The sequence below is a fragment of the Nocardia brasiliensis genome (assembly GCF_042691675.1).
Taxonomy (GTDB): Bacteria; Actinomycetota; Actinomycetes; order Mycobacteriales; family Mycobacteriaceae; genus Nocardia; species Nocardia brasiliensis_D.
Window position 1 is genome coordinate 1,344,242 of record NZ_CP170507.1, and the last position, 20,110, is coordinate 1,364,351.

Here is a 20,110-nt window from a genome sequence, read left to right on the forward strand (position 1 = left end):
AACCGACCGGTCGGTGCGTGACAGCCCCAGTATTCTCGGAGATCGTGGATCTCACAGTGACCCGAGTTGCGTTCGGTGACGTGCGGATCGCCTACCGGGACTCGGGGGCGCGCACGGGTACCGGCGTGCCCGTGGTCCTGGTGCACGGCATGGGCGGGGACGGGCACACCTGGGATCGGTTCGCACGGACCCTGGTGCAGGCGGGGCGCCGGGTGATCATTCCCGATCTGCGCGGACACGGCCGCAGCTCGCACACCGATTCGTACCGGTTCGCCGAGTTCGGCGCTGACGTGCTGAAGCTGTGCGAACGACTGGAACTGCCCGCGGTGGATCTGGTCGGCCATTCGCTGGGCGGCTACGCGGTCTCCTGCGTCGCGCAGGAGCGGCCGGACCTGGTGCGTCGCCTGGTCATCGAGGAATGTCCGTTGCCATTGCAGTCCGGCGCCGAGGAACTGCGGCTGACCCGCCGCTTCCCGACCGTGCCGGAACTCTGGCACGCCACCAGCAGCCTGGTCCGGCATCCGCGCGCGGTGCTCGCCTTCGACCGGTCCATGACCAGGACAGCACTCGAACAGTTCCGCAAGCCGAACCCGGAGTGGTGGGACCGGCTCCCCGACATCGCCGCGCCGACGCTGGTGCTGCGCGGCGGCCCGGGCGGCATGGTCGACCCGGACAAGCTGGCGCTCATGCACGCCGCCATCCCCGACTGCACGGTCACCGCCTTCGCCTGCGGCCACAGCATCCACCGCGACCGCTACCGGCAGTTCGCCGCCGCCGTCCACCCGTTCCTCGCCGCGGGCACGGCACCGACTGTGCACGGCGATGCGGCGGTCAGCTCCGCGCCTTGCGCGTGAGTGGCGCGGGTCATGAGTGAGCGCATCGTGGTACAGCGTGTCTCAGGCGTGGCGGGGCCGAGCGTCAGCGCGGTGTGGTCATGAGTGAGGGCATCGTGATGCGGCGTGCCTTGCGCGGGACGGGGCCGAGCGTCAGCGCGGTGTGGTCATGAGTGCGCAGCGTGTCTCGCGCATGGCGGAGTCGAGGTGGGTCATGAGTGAGGGCATCGTGATGCAGCGTGTCTCGCGCGGGACGGGGCCGAGCGTCAGCGCGGTGTGGTCATGAGTGCGCAGCGTGTCTCGCGCATGGCGGAGTCGAGGTGGGTCATGAGTGAGGGCGTCGTGATGCAGCGGGTCTTGCGCGTGGCGGAGTCGAGTGTCAGCGCGGTGTGGTCGTGAGTCCGCAGCGTGTCTCGCGCATGGCGGAGTCGAGGTGGGTCATGAGCGCGCGCAGCGTGTTTCGCGCGTGGCGGAGTCGAGTGTCAGCGCGGTGTGGTCATGAGTGAGCGCATCGTGATGCGGCGCACCTCGCGCGGGACGGGGCTGAGCGAGGTGTGGTCATGAGTGGGTTCGAGGGGATGCTGTGTTCCGCCGCGGCGATGGATACTCCGTTGCCGGGCACCGCCACCCATGTGACCGGCTGGTTGTGTGTCGAGCAGCCGGGTGCGTGGGGGCGTGACGTGATCGGCGACGAGGTGCTGGGTCCGGAGATCACACCCGAGCTGGCGGCGCGGACCGCCGCCGCGCGGGTGCGTCCGACACTGATCCGCCGCCCGGGCCGCAACGAATTCACGGGCACGCGAACGGTTTTGATTGCCAGCTCGCGTCCCGCGGGCTCCTGGTGTGAGCGCTTCGAGATCACCGACCTGAAGCAGCTGCTCGACCTCGACCTGCATCTGTTGAACGGACCGCCGCCGGGAATCGGTGTGCCAGTGCATGATCCGCTGGTCCTGGTCTGCGCGCACGGCAAACGCGACCAGTGCTGCGCACTGCTCGGCCGCCCGATCGCCGCCGAACTCGCGACGAAATACCCTGGGCAAGTGTGGGAGTGCTCGCACACCGGCGGCCACCGTTTCGCACCCGCCCTGGTACTGCTGCCGTCCGGACTCACCTACGGCAGGCTCGACGCCGCGGCCGCCGAAGAGATGGTCGAAGCCGCCCGCCGCGGCGAGGTCTCGATGACCGGTCTGCGCGGCCGCAGCTGCTACCCGCCGATCGAGCAACTCGCGGAACTAGCGGTACGCGAACACATTTCCGCCCCCACCGACGCCCTAACCGTCACCCCCGACACCACCCTCACCCCCACCAACCCGACCCTCGCCGGCGCCGCCATCGTCACCCACCGCGACGGCCGCCGCTGGCGCGTAACCGCCCGCACCCTCGCTTACCCCGCCCGCCAGGCCAGCTGCAACGCCACCCCCAAACCCGTAACAGCCCTAACCCTCGACACCCTCCACCCCCTACCCACCTGACCGCTCCGAACGGGACACCACGGAGCGTCTACTCGACCGACGCCGCCCCCACGTCCCGTTCGCTGCCAACGGCATACGCCGGGCGGGACATGATGGAGCGTCTACTCGGCCGATGCCGCGCTCATGTCCCGTTCGCTGCCAGCGGCATGGGTGAGTGGGACATGATGGAGCGTCTACTCGGCCGATGCCGCGCTCATGTCCCGTTCGCTGCCAGCGGCATGGGTGAGTGGGACATGATGGAGCGCCTAGTCGGCCGATGCCGCGCTCATGTCCCGTCCGCTGCCAGCGGCATGGTGAGTGGGACATGGCGGAGCGCCCACTCGACCGATGCCGCCCCCATGTCCCGTTCGCTGCCAACGCATACGCCGGACGGGACATGATGGAGCGCCTACTCGGCCGATGGCGCAGCCGTGTCCCGTTCGGCGGTTACCAGTGGGTGCCGGGGACCCAGCGGGCGGCGCGGCGGAGGGCGGTGCCGGTGACGCGGCGGGCGGCTGAGCGGGGGCGGGGTTGGGGTTGGGTAATGAGTTCTGTGGGGTCTTCGGTGTTTTGCACCGGTTCGCCCTTGGCGGCGGGGGAGTCCGGTAGGGCGCGGTAGTAGCGGTGCAGGATGCGGTCGCGGAACTTGGGAGTGAGCAGGGCGCCGTATTCGGCGAAGGTGCCGAGCGGGACGTCGATGCGCTTGGGGCGTTCGGTCAGCGCGCGCACGATCGTCGCGGCCGCCCACTCGGGGGATTCGGACGGTCCCTGGGCGCCGCTCGGGGTGATCATCGGAGTGCGCACCAGCGGCATGTGGATGGTGGTGAAGGTGACACCGTCGGCCATCGTCTCGACCGAGGCCACCTCGGCGAACTTGTCCAGTGCGGCCTTGCTGGCCAGGTAGGCGGCGAAGCGCGGCGTCGCCACCTGCACGCCCGCGCTGCTGATGTTGACGATGTGGCCGAACTTGCGCTCCCGCATCTGCGGCAACAGGGCGAGCGTCATCCGCAGCGCGCCGAAGTAGTTGACCGCCATGGTGCGTTCGAAGTCGTGCAGCCGGTCGGTGGAGCGGTGGATGGCGCGGCGGATGGATCGGCCCGCGTTGTTCACCAGCATGTCGACGTGGCCGTGCTCGTCGAGGATGGTCTTCACGGCATGGTCCACCGAGTCGGAATCGGTAACGTCACACTGGTATCCGTAGGCGATGCCGCCCTCGGCCCTGATCTCCTCGACCACGCTCGCAAGTTCGTCGGCGCGGCGCGCGAGCAGGAACACGGTGGCGCCCTTGCCCGCCACGGCGATCGCCGCCGCCTTGCCGATGCCGGAGGAGGCGCCGGTGATGAGGACATGCCGCCCGGCAATGTCGCGCTTGCGACGGCTGCGCCGGGTTTCGCGCGGGCCGGCGGCGTCAGCTGATGCGTCGGTCATCGCTGCTCCTTTGCAGGGTTCGGTTGGCATGAACTTACTCTGAAGTAAGTTTACTCGCCAAGTGGCACTGGTCACTTTCCGGGGCCGGGGTCGAGGTGGTGAACACGGGTCGAACAACCTCTCGAAATCAATCGAACATATGTGCGATACTCGGCGCATGGCGGACGATCGGATGGCGGACATCTTTGCCGCGGTGCGGCTCGGTGGCGGGGACCAAGCGGCGGCGCGACAAGCGCTGGAGAAGTTGTGGGACGAGATCGGTGAGGGCGGTGATCCCTTGCACCGCTGCGTGATTGCGCATCACCTCGCCGATCTACAGGACGCCGCCGCCGACGCGCTGCTCTGGGATCGGCGGGCGCTCGCCGCGGTGTTCGGCCCCGGCATCCCGCTCGACGAAGGACTGCGCAGCTTCCTCCCGTCGCTGTACCTCAACCTGGCCGACAGTCATCGTCGAGTCGGCGACTTCGAGGCCGCCCGCATGCAGCTCGCCATTGCCCGCGGGCACCTCGACGTCCTTGCCGACGACGCCTACGGCGCGCTCATCCGTAGCCGGCTCGACCAGGTCGAAACGGCGCTCACCGAAGGCTCGACGCAACCCCTGCCGAGCAACTGAGCCCGCGGAGGTGATGGACGATGGGGTGGAGCAATGGGCCGCCTACCTGGGCGGAGCTGGAGCGGGTGCTGTCGGGGCGCCCCGGCCGGACCGATCCGGACGCGATGTATCCCGGCGACGGCGGCGACAGCCCGGCCTGGTCGCGCAAGCGCGGCGAGTACCTGGCCGAAACCGCGCCACCCGCCGACGGGCCGACGGTGCCGTACGCGGAGTTGCACGCGCACTCGGCCTACAGCTTCCTGGACGGCGCGAGCCAACCGGAGGAGCTGGTGGAGGAGGCCGTACGGCTGGGGCTGGAGGCAATCGCGCTCACCGATCACGACGGCTTCTACGGCACCGTGCGCTTCGCGGAGGCGGCCAGGGAATTGGGGATGCCGACGGTCTTCGGCGCCGAACTGTCGCTGGGTACTCGGCCCGCTGAAGGAACTCCGGCTACCGGGAGGCGCTCGCGCCGCGCGGCCGAGCGGCGCACCGGCGCGGCAGCGCTGGACGCACTCGCCGCGGCGAAGTCGGAGAACCCGGAGTTCGCTGGGCAGCAAGGAGATTCGATCGATCAACGACGCAATGGCCACGCCGACGCACCGGATTCCATGCCGCGCACCGGCTCGCCAGATCCTGCCGGACCGCACCTACTGATCCTGGCTCGCGGCCAAGAGGGTTACCGCCGACTGTCGCGGGAAATCGCGGCCGCGCACCTGGCCGCGGGGGAGAAGGGCATTCTCCGCTACGACCTCGACGCGCTCACCGCGGCGGCCGACGGGCAGTGGCAGATCCTCACCGGCTGCCGGAAGGGGCACCTACGTCAAGCGCTCGAACACGACTTGCGTTCGGGCAGTACCCGTCTCGTGCGGTCCGAGGCCGCGCTGCGCGATCTGACGGAGCGGTTCGGCACCGACCGGGTGAGCGTGGAACTCACCCATCACGGCATCCCGGAGGACGACGAACGCAACGCCCACCTCATCGCCCTGGCCGACCGGCTCGGCCTGCCCGTACTCGCTACCACCGGAGCGCATTTCGCCGCGCCGGGCCAGCGTCGCCGCGCCATGGCGCTCGCGGCGATCAGGGCCAGGCAGAGTTTGGACGAGATCGCCGGTTGGCTGGCCCCCACCGGCGGCGCGCACCTGCGTTCTGGCGCGGAGATGGCGCGGCTGTTCGCCGATTGCCCGCAGGCGGTGGACAACGCGGTCGCGCTGGCCCGGGAATGCGCCTTCGATCTGAAGCTGATCGCGCCGAAGCTGCCGCCGTTCGACGTGCCCGCCGGACACGACGAGAAGTCCTGGTTGCGCGAAATCACCCTCGCCGGCGCCGCGGCCCGCTACGGCCCGCCGGAGCGAAACCCGCAGGCGTACCAGCAGATCGAGCACGAACTCGCGGTGATCAACAAACTGGAATTCCCCGGCTACTTCCTGGTGGTGCACGACATCGTCGCCTTCTGCCGGGACAACGACATCCTGTGCCAGGGCCGGGGTTCGGCGGCCAACTCGGCCGTCTGCTACGCGATCGGCATCACCAACGTCGACCCGGTCACCAACAACCTGCTGTTCGAACGCTTCCTCTCGCCCGCGCGCGACGGACCGCCCGATATCGATGTCGACATCGAATCCGATCGCCGCGAGGAGGCCATCCAGCACGTCTACACCAAGTACGGTCGCGCGTACGCCGCCCAGGTGGCCAATGTGATCACCTACCGCGGCAAGTCCGCGGTGCGCGATGCCGCACGCGCACTGGGCTTTTCGCCCGGCCAGCAGGACGCATGGAGCAAACAGGTGAGCCGATGGACCGGTGTCGGCGCCGAGACCGGCACCGACATCCCCGCCGAGGTGCTGCAGCTCGCGTCCGAAATCGAAGGCCTGCCAAGGCATCTCGGTATCCACTCCGGTGGCATGGTGATCTGTGACCGCCCCATCGCCGACGTCTGCCCGGTGGAATGGGCGCGCATGCCCGGCCGCAGCGTGCTGCAGTGGGACAAGGACGATTGCGCGGCCATCAAGCTGGTGAAGTTCGACCTGCTCGGCCTCGGCATGCTCTCCGCGCTGCACTACATGATCGACCTGGTGCGCGAGCACACCGGCGAGATCGTCGAGCTGCACAAGCTCGATCTGCGCGAAGCCGGTGTCTACGAGATGCTTTCGCGGGCCGACTCGGTGGGTGTGTTCCAGGTGGAGTCACGGGCGCAGATGGCCACGCTGCCCCGGTTGAAACCGCGGGAGTTCTACGACCTGGTGGTGGAGGTGGCGCTGATCCGGCCCGGGCCCATCCAAGGCGGTTCGGTGCATCCTTATATCCGGCGCCGCAACAAGCTCGAGAAATGGGAGTACGACCATCCGGCGCTGGAGAACGCGCTGGAACGCACGCTCGGCGTGCCGCTGTTCCAGGAGCAGCTCATGCAGATGGCCGTCGACGTCGCGGGCTTCACCGCCGCCGAGGCCGATCAGCTGCGCCGTGCCATGGGTTCCAAACGTTCCCCGGAACGCATGGAACGCCTCAAAGAGCGCCTTTACCAAGGCATGCGGGACCTGCACGGCATCACCGGCGAGGTCGCCGACCGCATCTACGAAAAGCTCTATGCCTTCGCGAATTTCGGCTTCCCGGAAAGCCATTCGCAGAGCTTCGCCTCGATCGTGTTCTATTCCGCGTGGTTCAAGCTGCACTACCCGGCGGCGTTCTGCGCCGGTCTGCTGCGCGCCCAGCCGATGGGTTTCTACTCCCCGCAATCCCTGGTCGCCGACGCCCGCAGGCACGGGGTGCGGGTGCACGGCCCCGACATCAATGCCAGCCGCGCCGAACCCACCCTCGAGCACGAGGGCACCGAGGTGCGCCTCGGCTTGGCCTCGATCCGGCATATCGGCACCGATCTCGCCGAAAAGATCGTCGCGGCAAGGGATCAGGGGCCATACACCTCCTTCCTCGACCTGACCGGCCGGGTGGAACTCACTGTCGCCCAAGCGGAATCGCTCGCCACCGCGGGTGCTCTCGGTAGCCTCGGCCACTCCCGCCGCGAAGCCCTGTGGGCCGCGGGCGCCGCCGCGGGCGAACGCCCGGACCGCCTGCCCGGCACCGGCGCCGCCACCACCGCCCCCGTCCTGCCCGGCATGAGCGACCTCGAACTGGCCGCCGCCGACGTCTGGGCCACCGGCGTCTCCCCGGGCAGCTACCCCACCCAGTTCCTGCGGCCGCGGCTCGACGCTCTCGGCGTCATTCCCGCCGCCGGTCTGCTCGCGGTGCCCGACGGTTCGCGAGTGCTGGTGGGCGGGGCGGTAACCCACCGTCAACGTCCCGCCACGGCCGCGGGCGTCACCTTCCTCAATCTGGAAGACGAAACCGGCATGGTGAACATCGTCTGCTCGGTCGGGCTGTGGACCCGCTATCGCCGCCTGGCGCAGAGCGCCCCCGCGCTGCTGATCCGCGGCCGCGTGCAGAACGCCGAGGGCGCGGTCAGCGTCGTCGCCGAACATCTGCAACGCCTGGACCTGCGCGTCGACTCGAAATCACGCGACTTCCGCTGACGGCCGCCCACAGTTTTAAAGAAGTGTTAGAAGGGCTCTAGAGAACCGTTGGGTCGGGCCGTTCGCGCAGTTGAAGGGGCTACTGTGCGAATCATGCGGAAGCTTGCTGTGCTGTGCGTCGGTCTGCTCGGTCTGACCCTGCTCGTCGGCTGCGGTGCCGACGACGACGCGAAGAGGGCCACGCCACCGGACAAGCCGACGTCCTACGCCACCGTGGCGCCCGCGCCCGCGTCCGCGCCGCCGGGCCTGCGCGACCAGCAGGGCCCCATGCGCAAGGACAACACCGGCAGTGAAACGGTCACGGCGCGTAAGGAAGTCGTCACCGGCAGCGTCGAGATCACCGCGGGCAAGCCGATCGAGGCGGCGGCCGAGATCGCCGACCGGGTGCGCGAGGTCGGCGGCCGGATCGACAACCGGACCGAACAGCCGGGCACCGACGACACCGATCCCAGCGCCACCCTCACCGTCCGGGTGCCCGCGGACAAGGTCGACGCGTTCATCGACGGCCTCGGCGGCATCGGCCGCATCACCCGGGTGAGCACCAATCGGGACGACGTGACGATGCAGTGGGAAGACCTGGACGCCAGGATCAAGGCGCTGCAAGCCTCCGTCGACCGGCTGCGTGGACTCATCGCGAGCGCCACGAACACCGCCGACCTGATCAACGCCGAGCAGGCACTGTCCAGCCGCCAGGGCGAACTCGACAGCCTGACCGCGCAGAAGCGCCACCTCGACGACGACGTCGCGCTGTCCACCCTCACTATCGACATCACCACCGAGACCACGAAGGCCGAGGAGGACCGCGCCGACAGCTTCTGGGAAGGGATCGTCGCGGGCTGGGATTCGCTGGTCGAGTGGCTGAAGGACGCCGTCGTGTTCACCGGCAAGGCGCTGCCGTGGCTCGGCTTCCTGGTGGTGCTCGCCGCCGCGGTCTGGGGCCTCGTCCGGCTGCTGCTGCGCCGGGGAAAGCGTGGCGCGGCGGCTCCCGCGAAATCGACACCGGTGCCCGGCACCACGGACGCTGCCTCGAAAGATGCTGGGACGGCGAAGGTTACCGAACCTGCGGGCAGTACGGCGACCGAAGAGAAGAGCCCCGACAACCGTCCGGGCGACCAAACCGAAAAGCCGTAAAAGTCGCCGCGCGCCTCTTGCCGCGCCGCGCCCGATTCTGCAGGCAATTTTGTGCGCGGCCCGCGAATTCGTGCGCGGCGATCACACTCCGCCGGGGAAGCCGAGTTGGCGCCAGGCTTCGTAGACGGTGACGGCGGCGGCGTTGGAGAGGTTCATCGAGCGGCGGCCGGGGAGCATGGGGATGCGTAGGTGGGTGGTGACGTGGGGGTCGGCGAGCACCGCGGCGGGCAGTCCGGTTGGTTCGGTGCCGAAGAGCAGCACGTCGCCTTCGCGGTAGTCCACTGCGGTGTAGTGGGTGGTGGCTTGCGTGGTGAACGCGAAAACCCGCTCCGGACGCACCGCCTCCCACGCCGCCGCGAGATTCTTGTGCACCGTCACCGAGGCCAGGTCGTGGTAATCCAACCCGGCCCGGCGCAACTTCGCCTCCGAAAGGTCGAACCCCAACGGCTCGACCAGATGCAGCTCACACCCGGTCCCGGCGACCAATCGGATCGCATTGCCGGTATTACCGGGGATCGCGGGCTCATGAAACATCAGACGGAACACAACGGTCAGTCAATCAGGCGCTTGCACGGCTGTTTCGCCGACCTGCCCGACCTCTCCGCGAGACCGGAGCCGACGCGTATGAAAGCCCGTGGGCAGGGGCTGGCTAGTCGGGTAGTAGCCGAAGCGGTGTGCGATGGCGTGTTCGAACGGTGCTGAAGTGTCGCCGATCCAAGGTTGCCACCTCGGCCACGTCGAATCGTTCGGCAACGGCAATGAGCGGGCCTGTGTCGCAAACGATCACTCGGCTTGCCTGCCGCGTTCCGCACGCAGGATTTCCTCCGACTTTGCGGCGAGATCGGACTCGGCATGCATCAAGCCCGCAAAGGAGAGACGCCTGCGCACCGTCGAGGTCGACACCGCAAAACCGTGGGCGCGGCAACGTTGCGGCGTCCCTGAACCGGGCTAGTTCGCCGGACGCTCCGGCAGCGCGCACACGCCGCCTTCGGCCATGCCGGTCGGGCGGACGCCGAGGCCCTGGTTGAGGCGGGCGCGTTGGTTTTCCCAGGCGATGGTGGCCGCCAGTTCGGCGAGTTGGGCTTTCGAGAGGTGGGTCAGCAGTTCGGCGCGTAGGTCGGCGAGGTCGACCGCGGGTGTGCTTGACATCGCTTCGGCGAAGGCGATGACGAGTTTTTGCAGGTCGGTGTAGGCGTCGCTGGTCCGGAAGCGTGGCAGGTCGAGCAGCTGTTGCTCGGTGAGGCCGGACGACTTCGCCAGCGCCGAGCCGATGTCCAGACAGAACTCGCAGTTCACCAGGCCCGCGGTTTTCAGTTCGGCCAGTTCTTTGAGCTTCGGGTCCAACCGGTTGCTGAATATCAGAGCCGTCTCGTAAATCATTGTGCTGAACAGGATCTGTGGTCGCCGGACGAGCCAGCCGACCAGGTCGGATCTGTTCCGCTTGGCCTGCCGCACCGCCTGGAGATAGTGCCGAATCCGTGTCAACGCTCGCATTACCCCGCCCTCCTGTGTCGGATGATTCGACTCTACATTCAAACTACGCCCTGTAGTAGAGTTTTCGCGCAACATCGAAACCGCTTGTGCCGCAGGCAGCCTGATCCTCGATTTACGCTTAGGATGCGCGGATGGGCAGTACATCGCACAACCCGCCAGACTCACAGCCGCCCGCACCGGGCTTCGCGCACGCGACCTCGGCGACCGGCAACAGGATCATTCACATCTCCGGCCAGGTCGGCACCGACGCGTCGGGGCGAGTCGTCGACGGGGGCCTGACCGCCCAGACAACCCAGGCCATGATCAACCTGGGCCGCGCGCTGGAGGCGGCGGGCGGTAAGCCCGCCGACCTCGTCAGCGTTCGGTTCTATGTGGTGGATTGGGACCCGTCGAAATTCGAGGCACTCGGTGCGGGCGGTGCCGCCGCCCGCGCGCACTACGAGTTCCCGGAAACCGCGGTCACCCTCGTCGGCGTGGCCGCCTTGTTCACCCCGGAACACCTCATCGAGGTCGAGGGCGTCGCCGTCGTCGACTGAGCCCGTCGACAGCGCGGCCTGCGCGGCGTCTGTCAGAATCGGGGGGTGACCGATGCCGAGACCTCCACCGCGGACCAGCGGGCCGGCCAGTTCCTGCGCCAGCACCTGCCGATGGTGCTGGTGACGCTGGTCATCGTGGTGGCGATCGTGTTCGTCGCGCAGGACCGGTGGCGCCGCGGCGCGCTGTTCTTCGGCGGGGCGACCTTGCTGGCCGCGGCGTTCCGACTGTGCCTGCCGACCGCGCGGGTCGGGCTCCTCGCGGTGCGCAGCAAGCCCTTCGATGTGGGCGCGCTGACGCTGCTCGGCTCCGCCATCGTGTTCATCGCCGCGACCATCAACACCCTCGGCGTCGGATAGTCACTCCCGCCCGCACCCATCCGACCTCGTGCGCGCGAACTCGGAGAGTGCGTTGGCGCGCAACGTGAAGGTCTCAGGCTGGTTCGGCGATCAGGGTGGGGCGACCGGATCGGCTGCTGTACAAGGCGCGGGCCTCGCTCGGGGTGATCGTCTCGAGCTTGGCGGGCGGCTGCGCGTTGATGTGCTCCTTCAAGATCTGACCGGCCATCGGCGCGATGAACGGGGCGGCGAGCAGCAGCCCGAACGAGTTGAATCTGGTGAACCCCCAGACCAGCACCTTCGCGGGCAGCCGGATCGCGAGATCCACGATGCGGGGGCGGTCGAACCGGCCGAGCTTACGCATCCACTTCGGCAGCGTCGCGACCGAGGCCAGGGAAAGTAGCCTGCTGCCAACGGCATACGAAAGTCCGGCACCGTTGCGCGGTGAGGTCCACAGCAGATGGTGCATGCCTTCCTCGGCTCGCTCGGAGGTGCACAGGCGCGGGCGAACCTCGGCGAAGTACTCGCGCACCTCGGCGCGCGAGCGCGGTACGTCCTCCGGCTTGCAGGTCTGCAGCTCGGCGGCGATCGCGCACTCGTGCCAGTACCGCGTCTCCTCTTCCGGTGTCAGCGGGCCCGGCCCGAACACCTCGTACGCCTTGAGCACCGAATGCCAGCCGGTGATGTGGATCCACAGCTGGGTCTCGGGGCTGTTCGCGCTGTAGCGGTTTCCGCTGATCGGTTCGATGCCGGTCATCGGCGCGTGGATCCGCATGAGATGTTCGGCCGCCTGGATGGCGGTGCGCCCGTCGGCGATCGCGGCGATCAGGAAGTAGGAGAAGGTGTGGTCGAGGCGCTTGCGCGGGTCGCTGTAGATGCCGCGCGAGTCGGCGACGGCCGCGGTGAGGAACGGGTCGAAGTGCTCGAGCACCACCGCCCGCTGGAACCCGATGACCGCGGTGGGCGCGGTCCAGATCTTCCAACTCGGTGAATCGGGGCCGAAGAACCCGTAGTCGTCCCGGCGCAGGGTGGTCGGATCGAACTGCATCACGTGCTCCTTTGCGGTGATCGCCCCGGCACCGGGGATGAATACAACGCAACCGTAGCAATTGCGAACGGTGAATACAACGGGTGCGTAGCATTTGTGCTCGTAAGGATTCGCCGGTCCCGGTCGGATGCTGTCAGGATGGACCGCATGGAGGTGAGGCAGTGACGACATCGCGCACCGCGCCGGATCGGCCGCGACGGCGCTACGCGCCACGCCTACCCCCGGAACAGCGGCGAGCCCAACTTCTCGACGCCGCCTTCGCGGTGCTGAGCCGAATGGAACTGCACGAGCTGAGCATGGAGGCGGTTGCCCAGGAGGCGGGCGTGGGTAAGCCGGTGCTCTACACCGTCTTCAGGACCCGCGCCGACCTTGTCGCGGCGCTGCTGGAACGGGAACGCGAGCGCGGTCTGGAACAGGTCGCCGCGACCCTGCCGACCGACCTGATGGGCGCCGACCCGGTCGTCGCGGCGTCGGCCACCGTCGAAGCGTTCGTCGGTGTGGCGCTGGAGAATCCGACCCGCTGGCGACTGATCCTCGCCGGACCGGGCAACGCCCCCGACGAATACCGTGAGGCACTGCGGAATTCCCGAGCGGGCATCTTCGACCAGGCCGAAGCGCTGGTCCGGATGGGCACCGCACTCGATCCCCGTTGGGCAGGAGTGGATTCCGCGCTGCTCACCAATTCGCTGCTACAGGTCGCCGAGATGCTCGGCCGACTGGCCGTCAGCGAACCCGACGAGTACCCCCGCGAACGCCTCCAGGGTTTCGTCCACGCCATCGTCGGCCTGCTGGTCGGCACGCCCCCCTCGAAACCTCCTGCGGCGTAACGCAGTCCGAGCTGAACGCCGCCGCGCACTTATCATCACCACGCGCACGGAATCGCTGGCAATTAGCAGCGCTGCACGCAATTACCAGCGCTGCACGCAATTACCAGCGCTGCACGCAATTACCAGCGCTGCACGCAATTACCAGCGCTGCACGCAATTACCAGCGCTGCACGCAAACCGGTGCGCGGCAGTCGGATCCGCGCGCGACGCGGGTTCAGCTGGCGGGCTGACGGCTCTGCTGAGCGAGTCGCATCGTTTCGGTGAGCAGCTTCGACACCGCGGCGGCCTCGGTGAGGAATCCGTCGTGGCCGTCGCGGGAATGCACGATTTCCAGTCCGTCGCAGCCCGGCAGTCCGTCGGCGAGTTCCTGCTGCGTGCGCAGCGGGTACAGCCGGTCGGAGTCGACGCCGCCGACCACGCACGGCACCGGCGTGGCGGCGAGCGCGGCCTGCACGCCGCCGCGCCCCCGGCCGATGTCGTGCCGGTTCATCGCCTCGGTCAGTAGCACGTAGGTGGCCGGATCGAAACGGCTGCACAGCTTTTCGGCCTGGTGGTCCAGGTAGCTCTGCACCGCGTACCGGCCGCCGCGCCACGGATCCTCGGCCCCCTGCGCGCTGTTCTCGAAGCGATGGTCCAGCTCGTCCTCGGTGCGATAGGTCAGGTGCGCGATCCGCCGGGCGATGCCCATGCCGGTCATCGGGGCCCGGTCGGTGTCGTGGTAATCGCCGCCCTGCCAGTCCGGATCGGCCTTGATCGCCGCGATCTGGGTGGTCTGGGTGCCGATCTGGTCGGCGGTGGCGCGGGCGCCGACGGCGAGCACCAGTGCCGAACCGACCCGATCCGGCATGCCGACCATCCACTCCAGCACCCGCATGCCGCCCATCGATCCGCCGACCACGGCGGCCAGCCGCTCGATACCGAGCCGGTCCATCAGCGCGGCCTCGGCCGCCACCTGATCGCGGATGGAGATCTCCGGAAACCGTGCACCCCAGGGCTTTCCGTCGGGCGCGAGGGACGACGGGCCAGTGCTGCCCTTGCAGCCGCCGAGCACGTTCGTCGCGATCACACACCACTCGTCGGTGTCGAGCGGACAACCGGGTCCGACCATCCCGTCCCACCACCCGGGCAGCGGATGGATGTCGTCCGGGTGGCCGACCACGTGCGAGTCGCCGGTCAGCGCATGCTCGACCAGCACCACATTGTCCAGCGTGGGGGAGAGCTCTCCCCAGCGCTGCACGGCGAGGTGGACCTGCGGAATGACCGCGCCGCTCTCCAGCCGCACGTCACCGATCGGGATGATGCCGAGCCGCCCGTCCGAGGGCGGCAGGACCACCCCGGACGAACGGGCGCAACTCGGTTCGCTACTCACCTTCACGTCGCCGCCGCCGCGAAACCGGCATGCAGATCGGCGAGGATGTCATCGATTCCCTCGATGCCCACCGCAAGGCGGACCAGGCCCGGAGTGACGCCCGCGACGAGTTGCTCGTCCGGCGTCAGCTGCGAATGTGTGGTCGACGCGGGGTGAATCACGAGGGAGCGCACATCACCGATGTTAGCCACATGGCTGTGCAGGACTAATCCGTCCACGAACTTCTTGCCCGCATCGACGCCGCCGCGCAGTTCGAAGGCCACGATCGCGCCCGCGCCCTTCGGTGCGAGTCGCTGCCCGCGTTCGTACCACGGCGACGACGGCAGGCCCGCGTAGCTGACCGATTCCACGTCCGGGTGGGTGGTCAGGAATTCGGCCACCGCCTTGGCATTGGCGACGTGCCGCTCGACCCGCAGGCTCAGCGTCTCGATGCCCTGGCTGATCAGGAACGCGTTGAACGGCGACACCGCGGAGCCCAGGTCGCGCAGCAGTTGCACGCGCGCCTTGAGCGCGAAGGCGGGCGCGCCGAGATCGGCGAACACCGCGCCGTGGTAGCTCGGATCCGGGGTGGTGAAGCCGGGGAAGCGCGGCTGTCCCTGCGCGTCGGTCACCGTCCAGTCGAAATTACCGCCGTCGACGATCACCCCGGCCACCGCCGAGCCGTGCCCGCCGAGGTATTTGGTCGCCGAGTGCACGACGATGTCGGCGCCGTGCGCCAGCGGCTGGATCAGGTACGGGGTCGCGACGGTGTTGTCCACGATCAGCGGCAGCCCGGCCGCGTGCGCGATGGCGGCGATGCCGGGGATGTCGAAGATGGCGCTGCTCGGGTTGGCGATTGTCTCGCCGTAGAACGCCTTGGTGTTCGGCCGGATCGCGGCGCGCCACTGCGCCAGGTCGTCGGGGTCGTCGACGAAGGACACCTCGATGCCGAGCTTGGGCAGCGAGTAGTGGAAGAGGTTGTAGGTGCCGCCGTAGAGGTGCGGGCTGGACACGATGTGATCGCCGGCCGAGGCCAGGTTCAGGATCGCGAAGGTCTCCGCGGCCTGCCCCGAGGCCAGCAGCAGCGCGGCGACACCGCCTTCGAGCGCGGCGACCCGCTGCTCCACCACGTCCTGGGTGGGATTCATGATCCGGGTGTAGATGTTGCCCGGCTCGGCGAGCCCGAACAGCGCCGCGGCGTGCTCGGTGTCGCGGAAGGCGTACGAGGTGGTCTGGTAGATGGGCAGGGCCCGGGCACCGGTGCTGCCGTCGGGTGCCTGTCCCGCGTGGACCTGCTTGGTCTCGAAAGACCACCGGGACGGATCGGCCGCGAGGATGGGGTCGGCCGCGGACAGAGTGGAGTCACTCATGTGGTTTTGCTCCAAAGAAAAGGTTGTTCGCCAGAACTAACGGGTCATCGGGATGTGGGCGAAGGACAACAACACATTTCGGGAACCTCCTGGAAAGCGCGCTTGCTCTCGACCTTCGAGAGCCCGGTCATCACCCGGAGCACCCCACCGCTGCTGGAGGGTTGCCGACCAGCGAGCCGGGGCTTGGCGCTGGCACTCATGACCTGACGGGCATCATAACCGGCGGTCGGTCATGCGCCGAAATCTCATCCGTTTTCGGTAGTCGGCCCGACGCAGCAGACACGCATGAACTCGTCGAATGTCGAGACGAAGGTCTGGCGTCCGGCCGCGGCCGCCGCCGTGAGGTCCTCATCGAACAAAGCGTCCGAGCGTTCCATGCCGAGATGCCCGATCAGCTGCCAGACGCCGAGGATCAAGCGCACCGGCAGGGCGTCCGGCTCGGTGCCGAGCCGTTCGGCGAGTACTTCGGCGATCGCGGTGTTCTGCCTGTCGGCGTGCTCGAGACTGCGCGCGCTGACCGCCTGGCTACTGCGCAGTATCCGCTGCATCTGCTGGAACTGCTGGAAGGACACGGGTGCCTCGGCCGGGGTGACCGCGGCCTTGTCGATGACCCGCAGGAACGCTTCGCGCAGCGATGCCAGCTCGTTGCCGGTTGGCGGCAAACTGCGCAGCGCCTCGGCAACGGCGATGCTGAAGTCCCGGATCGGACCGAGGACGATGTCTTCTTTGCTGTCGAAGTACCGGTTGATCGTGCGGGGCGAAATATCGGCGGCGTTGGCGATCTGTTCGACCGTCGTCGCGTCGAATCCCTGTGTGTCACAGAGGTTCAGGCCGACCTCGATGATCCGCAGTCGGGTCTGCTGCTTCTTACGTTCACGCAGACCGGGGGGTGGTCCCGCAGGTGTCGATGCGCTCGCAGGGTTCTCCGCTGCGGCACTCGCGCCCGTAGGCGTCGGTGACTCGAGCATGGTCACCACACTATCGCAACCCGGTCTCTTACTGTCTGCTACAGTCAAATGTCGTACTAAGACATTTTTCTCTTGACGACAAATGTCGTGACATGACAGGATGGCGACTTGTGTCGGATGAGGAGGAGAAAACGGTGACCGAGACTGCGAATGCGGTAGACGCTCCGGGAAGACAGGGCGGTTCGGCCCGCTGGTTCGCCCTGGCGGTGATTGCGTTGGCCCAGCTCATGGTGGTGCTGGATGCCACCATCGTGACCATTTCGCTGCCGTTCGCGCAGCACGACCTCGGGATCAGCGAGGGCAACAAGCAGTGGATGCTGACGGCGTACACGCTGATCTTCGGCGGCCTGCTACTACTCGGCGGCCGACTGGCCGACTACCTCGGGCGGCGGCGGATCTTCGTCATCGGCCTGATCGGTTTCGCCGCGGCGTCGGCACTTGCCGGTCTCGCGCAGAACGGTGCGGAGATGTTCGCCGGGCGTGCGCTCCAGGGCGCGTTCGCGGCGTTGCTCGCCCCCGCGGCGCTGTCGCTGCTGTCGGTGACGTTCACCGAACCCGGTGAACGGGCAACGGCATTCGGCGTGTTCGCGGGCATCTCCGCCGGTGGCGCCGCGCTCGGCCTGATCGCGGGCGGCGCGCTCACCGAGTACGCCTCGTGGCGCTGGTGCCTGCTGGTGAACACCCCGATCGCGCTGCTCGCTTTGCTCGGCGCGCTGGCCTGGGTAGTCAAGGATGTGCCTGCCCCGCGCACCGGTGGTTACGACGTGCCGGGCGCGATCACCGTGACCCTCGGCCTGATCGCGATCGTGTACGGCTTCAGCCGGGCCGCCGACGACGGCTGGCTCGCCGGCAGCACCATCGGCCTGCTGGTTGCCGGGACCGCGTTGCTGATCGCGTTCGTCGCGATCGAACGGCGCTCGGCCGATCCGCTGCTGCCGCTGCATATTCCGGGTGAGATAAACCGTGGCGGCGCGTTCCTCGCCGCGCTGCTCGTGCCGATCGCCATGTTCGCGATGTTCCTGTTCCTCAGCTACTACTTCCAGATCACCCTCGGCTACTCCTCGCTGAAGGCGGGCTTCGCGTTCCTGCCGTTCCCGGCCGGTATCGCGATCTCAGCTGGCATCACCAGCGCGCTGCTGCCGAAGATCGGCCCGCGTCCGCTGATGGTGGCCGGTGCGGTGCTCGGGGTGCTCGGTCTGGTGTGGCTGGCCCAGCTGGACTACGGCGACGGCTTCGCGACCAGCGTGTTGCCCGCGCAGGTGCTGATCGCACTCGGCATGGGTCCGCTGTTCGTCGGGATGCAGACCGTCGCGCTGCATCAGGTGGCGGAAGCGGATTCGGGCGTGGCCAGTGCGCTGCTCAATGCGGCGCAGCAGGTCGGCGGCGCGGTCGGCACGGCCCTGCTGACCACCATCTCGGTGCAGACGGCCAAGTCCTACGCGGAGAGCCATCCGACGATCGACAACCTGATCGCCCGCGCCTCGATCCACAGCTATGACGTGGCGTTCTACGTCGGCGCCGGGTTCTTCCTCGCCGCCGTGCCGGTGATCGCGCTGATGATCCGGGACCGGCCGGAGAACCTTATCGAGGGTTCCGAGGACGGGGCGCGCCCGGTGCACGTCGGGGTCTGAGTATCGACGTGACGACCTCCCGGTCCGCGTGTCGCCAGGGTTGCGGCACGCGGACCGCGGTCGTTACGGCGGCGACCTGCGAATTGCGCAACGACCTACCAGTCAGTAAGTTCGTGGGGTTTCTCACTCGGGGGGCTGCCCGCACACCACGATCGTCGGCAGCAGTACGCTTGTCTTGTTTGACCACACGTCTCGCGGACAACGCGGGGCATATACGTTGTCTGTTGGAACAGCTGGGGTCCGCTCACAAGCGTGTTCACCTGGCCGTGCAATGAGGGCACCATCCTAGGAGGACACGAAGATCCATGTCCAAAATCAAGGTTGAAGGTACCGTCGTCGAACTCGACGGCGACGAGATGACCCGGATCATCTGGCAGTTCATCAAGGACAAGCTGATCCATCCGTATCTCGATGTGAACCTCGAGTACTACGACCTGGGCATCGAATACCGGGACAAGACAGACGACCAGGTCACCATCGACGCGGCCGAGGCGATCAAGCGCCACGGTGTCGGCGTCAAGTGCGCCACGATCACCCCGGACGAGGCCCGCGTCAAGGAATTCGGCCTGAAGAAGATGTGGCGGTCGCCGAACGGCACCATCCGCAACATCCTGGGCGGCACCATCTTCCGTGCGCCGATCATCATCTCCAACGTTCCGCGCCTGGTGCCCGGCTGGACCAAGCCGATCATCATCGGCCGCCACGCGTTCGGCGACCAGTACCGCGCCACCGATTTCAAGGTGTACCAGGCGGGCACGGTCACCGTGACCTTCACGCCGGAGGACGGCAGCGAGCCGATCCAGCACGAGGTCGTGAAGATGCCCGAGGACGGCGGCGTCGTCATGGGGATGTACAACTTCAAGGACTCGATCATCGATTTCGCGCGGGCCTCGTTCAATTACGGCCTGCAGCAGAACTACCCGGTGTATCTCTCGACGAAGAACACCATCCTCAAGGCCTACGACGGCATGTTCAAGGACACCTTCCAGGACGTCTTCGACGCCGAGTTCAAGACCCAGTTCGACGCGGCGGGCCTGACCTACGAGCACCGCCTGATCGACGACATGGTCGCCTCCTCGATGAAGTGGGAGGGCGGTTACGTCTGGGCCTGTAAGAACTACGACGGCGATGTGCAGTCCGACACCGTCGCACAGGGCTTCGGTTCGCTCGGCTTGATGACGTCGGTGCTGCTGACCCCGGACGGCAAGACCTGTGAGGCGGAGGCCGCGCACGGCACCGTCACCCGGCACTACCGCCAGCACCAGCAGGGCAAGCCGACCTCGACCAACCCGATCGCGTCGATCTTCGCCTGGACGCGCGGGCTCGAGCACCGTGGCAAGCTGGACAACACCCCCGAGGTCATCGGCTTCGCGCAGACCCTCGAGGATGTCGTCATCAAGACCGTCGAGGGCGGTCAGATGACCAAGGACCTGGCCTCGCTCGTCGGCGGCGACCAGGGCTACCTGAGCACCGAGGAATTCCTCGGCGCGCTCGACGCGAACCTGGCCCGCGCCCTGCGCTGACCGGTGAATATCCCGGCGCTGGAAGAGAATCCGGCGCCGGGGGTGAACATACGGGCACCCGCACCAC

At 67.9% G+C, this 20,110-nt stretch carries 17 protein-coding genes and 1 riboswitch; of the genes, 10 read left to right on the forward strand and 7 right to left on the reverse strand.

Annotated features, from left to right (window positions below; genetic code table 11):
- Positions 1-44 precede the first annotated feature (44 nt).
- Positions 45-854, forward strand: a complete 810-nt coding sequence (locus tag ACFK0J_RS06235) for an alpha/beta fold hydrolase (protein ID WP_378737373.1) — start codon at positions 45-47, stop codon at positions 852-854.
- Between the two features lie 539 nt (positions 855-1,393).
- Positions 1,394-2,305, forward strand: coding sequence for a sucrase ferredoxin (locus ACFK0J_RS06240; RefSeq protein ID WP_378737375.1), 912 nt, complete (start codon positions 1,394-1,396; stop codon positions 2,303-2,305).
- Positions 2,306-2,731: 426 nt separating this feature from the next.
- Here the strand turns inward: ACFK0J_RS06240 and ACFK0J_RS06245 are convergent, their stop codons facing one another.
- Positions 2,732-3,712 carry an SDR family NAD(P)-dependent oxidoreductase gene (locus ACFK0J_RS06245; protein ID WP_378737377.1) on the reverse strand — a complete coding sequence of 327 codons (981 nt, stop codon included), beginning with the start codon at positions 3,710-3,712 and terminating at the stop codon, positions 2,732-2,734.
- A gap of 157 nt (positions 3,713-3,869) precedes the next feature.
- On the opposite strand from ACFK0J_RS06245, the gene ACFK0J_RS06250 reads away from it, so the two are divergent.
- From ACFK0J_RS06250 to ACFK0J_RS06260, 3 genes are all read left to right on the forward strand, one after another.
- The gene (locus ACFK0J_RS06250; RefSeq protein ID WP_378737379.1) at positions 3,870-4,325 is read left to right on the forward strand and encodes a hypothetical protein; all 456 of its coding nucleotides are present in this window, start codon (positions 3,870-3,872) and stop codon (positions 4,323-4,325) included.
- 20 nt (positions 4,326-4,345) lie between these two features.
- Positions 4,346-7,831, forward strand: a complete 3,486-nt coding sequence (locus tag ACFK0J_RS06255) for an error-prone DNA polymerase (protein WP_378737381.1) — start codon at positions 4,346-4,348, stop codon at positions 7,829-7,831.
- A gap of 93 nt (positions 7,832-7,924) precedes the next feature.
- Positions 7,925-8,962 (forward strand): DUF4349 domain-containing protein, encoded by a 1,038-nt coding sequence (locus ACFK0J_RS06260; RefSeq protein WP_378737383.1) that lies wholly within the window; start codon positions 7,925-7,927, stop codon positions 8,960-8,962.
- Between the two features lie 81 nt (positions 8,963-9,043).
- Here the strand turns inward: ACFK0J_RS06260 and ACFK0J_RS06265 are convergent, their stop codons facing one another.
- Positions 9,044-9,508, reverse strand: coding sequence for a tRNA (cytidine(34)-2'-O)-methyltransferase (locus tag ACFK0J_RS06265; protein WP_378737385.1), 465 nt, complete (start codon positions 9,506-9,508; stop codon positions 9,044-9,046).
- Between the two features lie 402 nt (positions 9,509-9,910).
- Positions 9,911-10,456, reverse strand: a complete 546-nt coding sequence (locus ACFK0J_RS06270) for a carboxymuconolactone decarboxylase family protein (protein WP_378737387.1) — start codon at positions 10,454-10,456, stop codon at positions 9,911-9,913.
- 131 nt (positions 10,457-10,587) lie between these two features.
- Between ACFK0J_RS06270 and ACFK0J_RS06275 the strand changes: the two genes are divergently transcribed.
- Together ACFK0J_RS06275 and ACFK0J_RS06280 are read left to right on the forward strand one after the other, a co-directional pair.
- Complete coding sequence (locus ACFK0J_RS06275) at positions 10,588-10,992, forward strand: RidA family protein (RefSeq protein WP_378737389.1); 405 nt, start codon at positions 10,588-10,590, stop codon at positions 10,990-10,992.
- Between the two features lie 111 nt (positions 10,993-11,103).
- Positions 11,104-11,349 (forward strand): DUF3017 domain-containing protein, encoded by a 246-nt coding sequence (locus tag ACFK0J_RS06280; RefSeq protein ID WP_378742662.1) that lies wholly within the window; start codon positions 11,104-11,106, stop codon positions 11,347-11,349.
- Between the two features lie 73 nt (positions 11,350-11,422).
- Here the strand turns inward: ACFK0J_RS06280 and ACFK0J_RS06285 are convergent, their stop codons facing one another.
- On the reverse strand, positions 11,423-12,376 hold the full coding sequence (locus ACFK0J_RS06285) for an oxygenase MpaB family protein (protein WP_378737391.1): 954 nt from the start codon (positions 12,374-12,376) through the stop codon (positions 11,423-11,425).
- 161 nt (positions 12,377-12,537) lie between these two features.
- Between ACFK0J_RS06285 and ACFK0J_RS06290 the strand changes: the two genes are divergently transcribed.
- Positions 12,538-13,203 (forward strand): TetR/AcrR family transcriptional regulator, encoded by a 666-nt coding sequence (locus ACFK0J_RS06290; RefSeq protein ID WP_378737393.1) that lies wholly within the window; start codon positions 12,538-12,540, stop codon positions 13,201-13,203.
- Between the two features lie 214 nt (positions 13,204-13,417).
- Here ACFK0J_RS06290 and ACFK0J_RS06295 read toward each other — a convergent pair whose 3' ends face one another.
- The 3 genes from ACFK0J_RS06295 to ACFK0J_RS06305 form a co-directional block, all read right to left on the reverse strand.
- Entirely contained in the window at positions 13,418-14,536 is a 1,119-nt protein-coding gene (locus tag ACFK0J_RS06295) for a homoserine O-acetyltransferase (RefSeq protein WP_378742664.1), read from the reverse strand.
- A gap of 38 nt (positions 14,537-14,574) precedes the next feature.
- Positions 14,575-15,921 (reverse strand): bifunctional o-acetylhomoserine/o-acetylserine sulfhydrylase, encoded by a 1,347-nt coding sequence (locus ACFK0J_RS06300; RefSeq protein ID WP_378737395.1) that lies wholly within the window; start codon positions 15,919-15,921, stop codon positions 14,575-14,577.
- Between the two features lie 93 nt (positions 15,922-16,014).
- Positions 16,015-16,125: riboswitch (SAM riboswitch) on the reverse strand.
- 41 nt (positions 16,126-16,166) lie between these two features.
- Positions 16,167-16,889 carry a TetR family transcriptional regulator gene (locus tag ACFK0J_RS06305; protein ID WP_378737397.1) on the reverse strand — a complete coding sequence of 241 codons (723 nt, stop codon included), beginning with the start codon at positions 16,887-16,889 and terminating at the stop codon, positions 16,167-16,169.
- 134 nt (positions 16,890-17,023) lie between these two features.
- On the opposite strand from ACFK0J_RS06305, the gene ACFK0J_RS06310 reads away from it, so the two are divergent.
- Both ACFK0J_RS06310 and ACFK0J_RS06315 read left to right on the forward strand, forming a co-directional pair.
- Positions 17,024-18,520, forward strand: coding sequence for an MFS transporter (locus tag ACFK0J_RS06310; RefSeq protein WP_378737399.1), 1,497 nt, complete (start codon positions 17,024-17,026; stop codon positions 18,518-18,520).
- Between the two features lie 305 nt (positions 18,521-18,825).
- Positions 18,826-20,043: an NADP-dependent isocitrate dehydrogenase gene (locus tag ACFK0J_RS06315; RefSeq protein ID WP_218474109.1), complete on the forward strand. Its 1,218-nt coding sequence runs from the start codon at positions 18,826-18,828 to the stop codon at positions 20,041-20,043.
- The last annotated feature ends 67 nt before the right edge of the window (positions 20,044-20,110 follow it).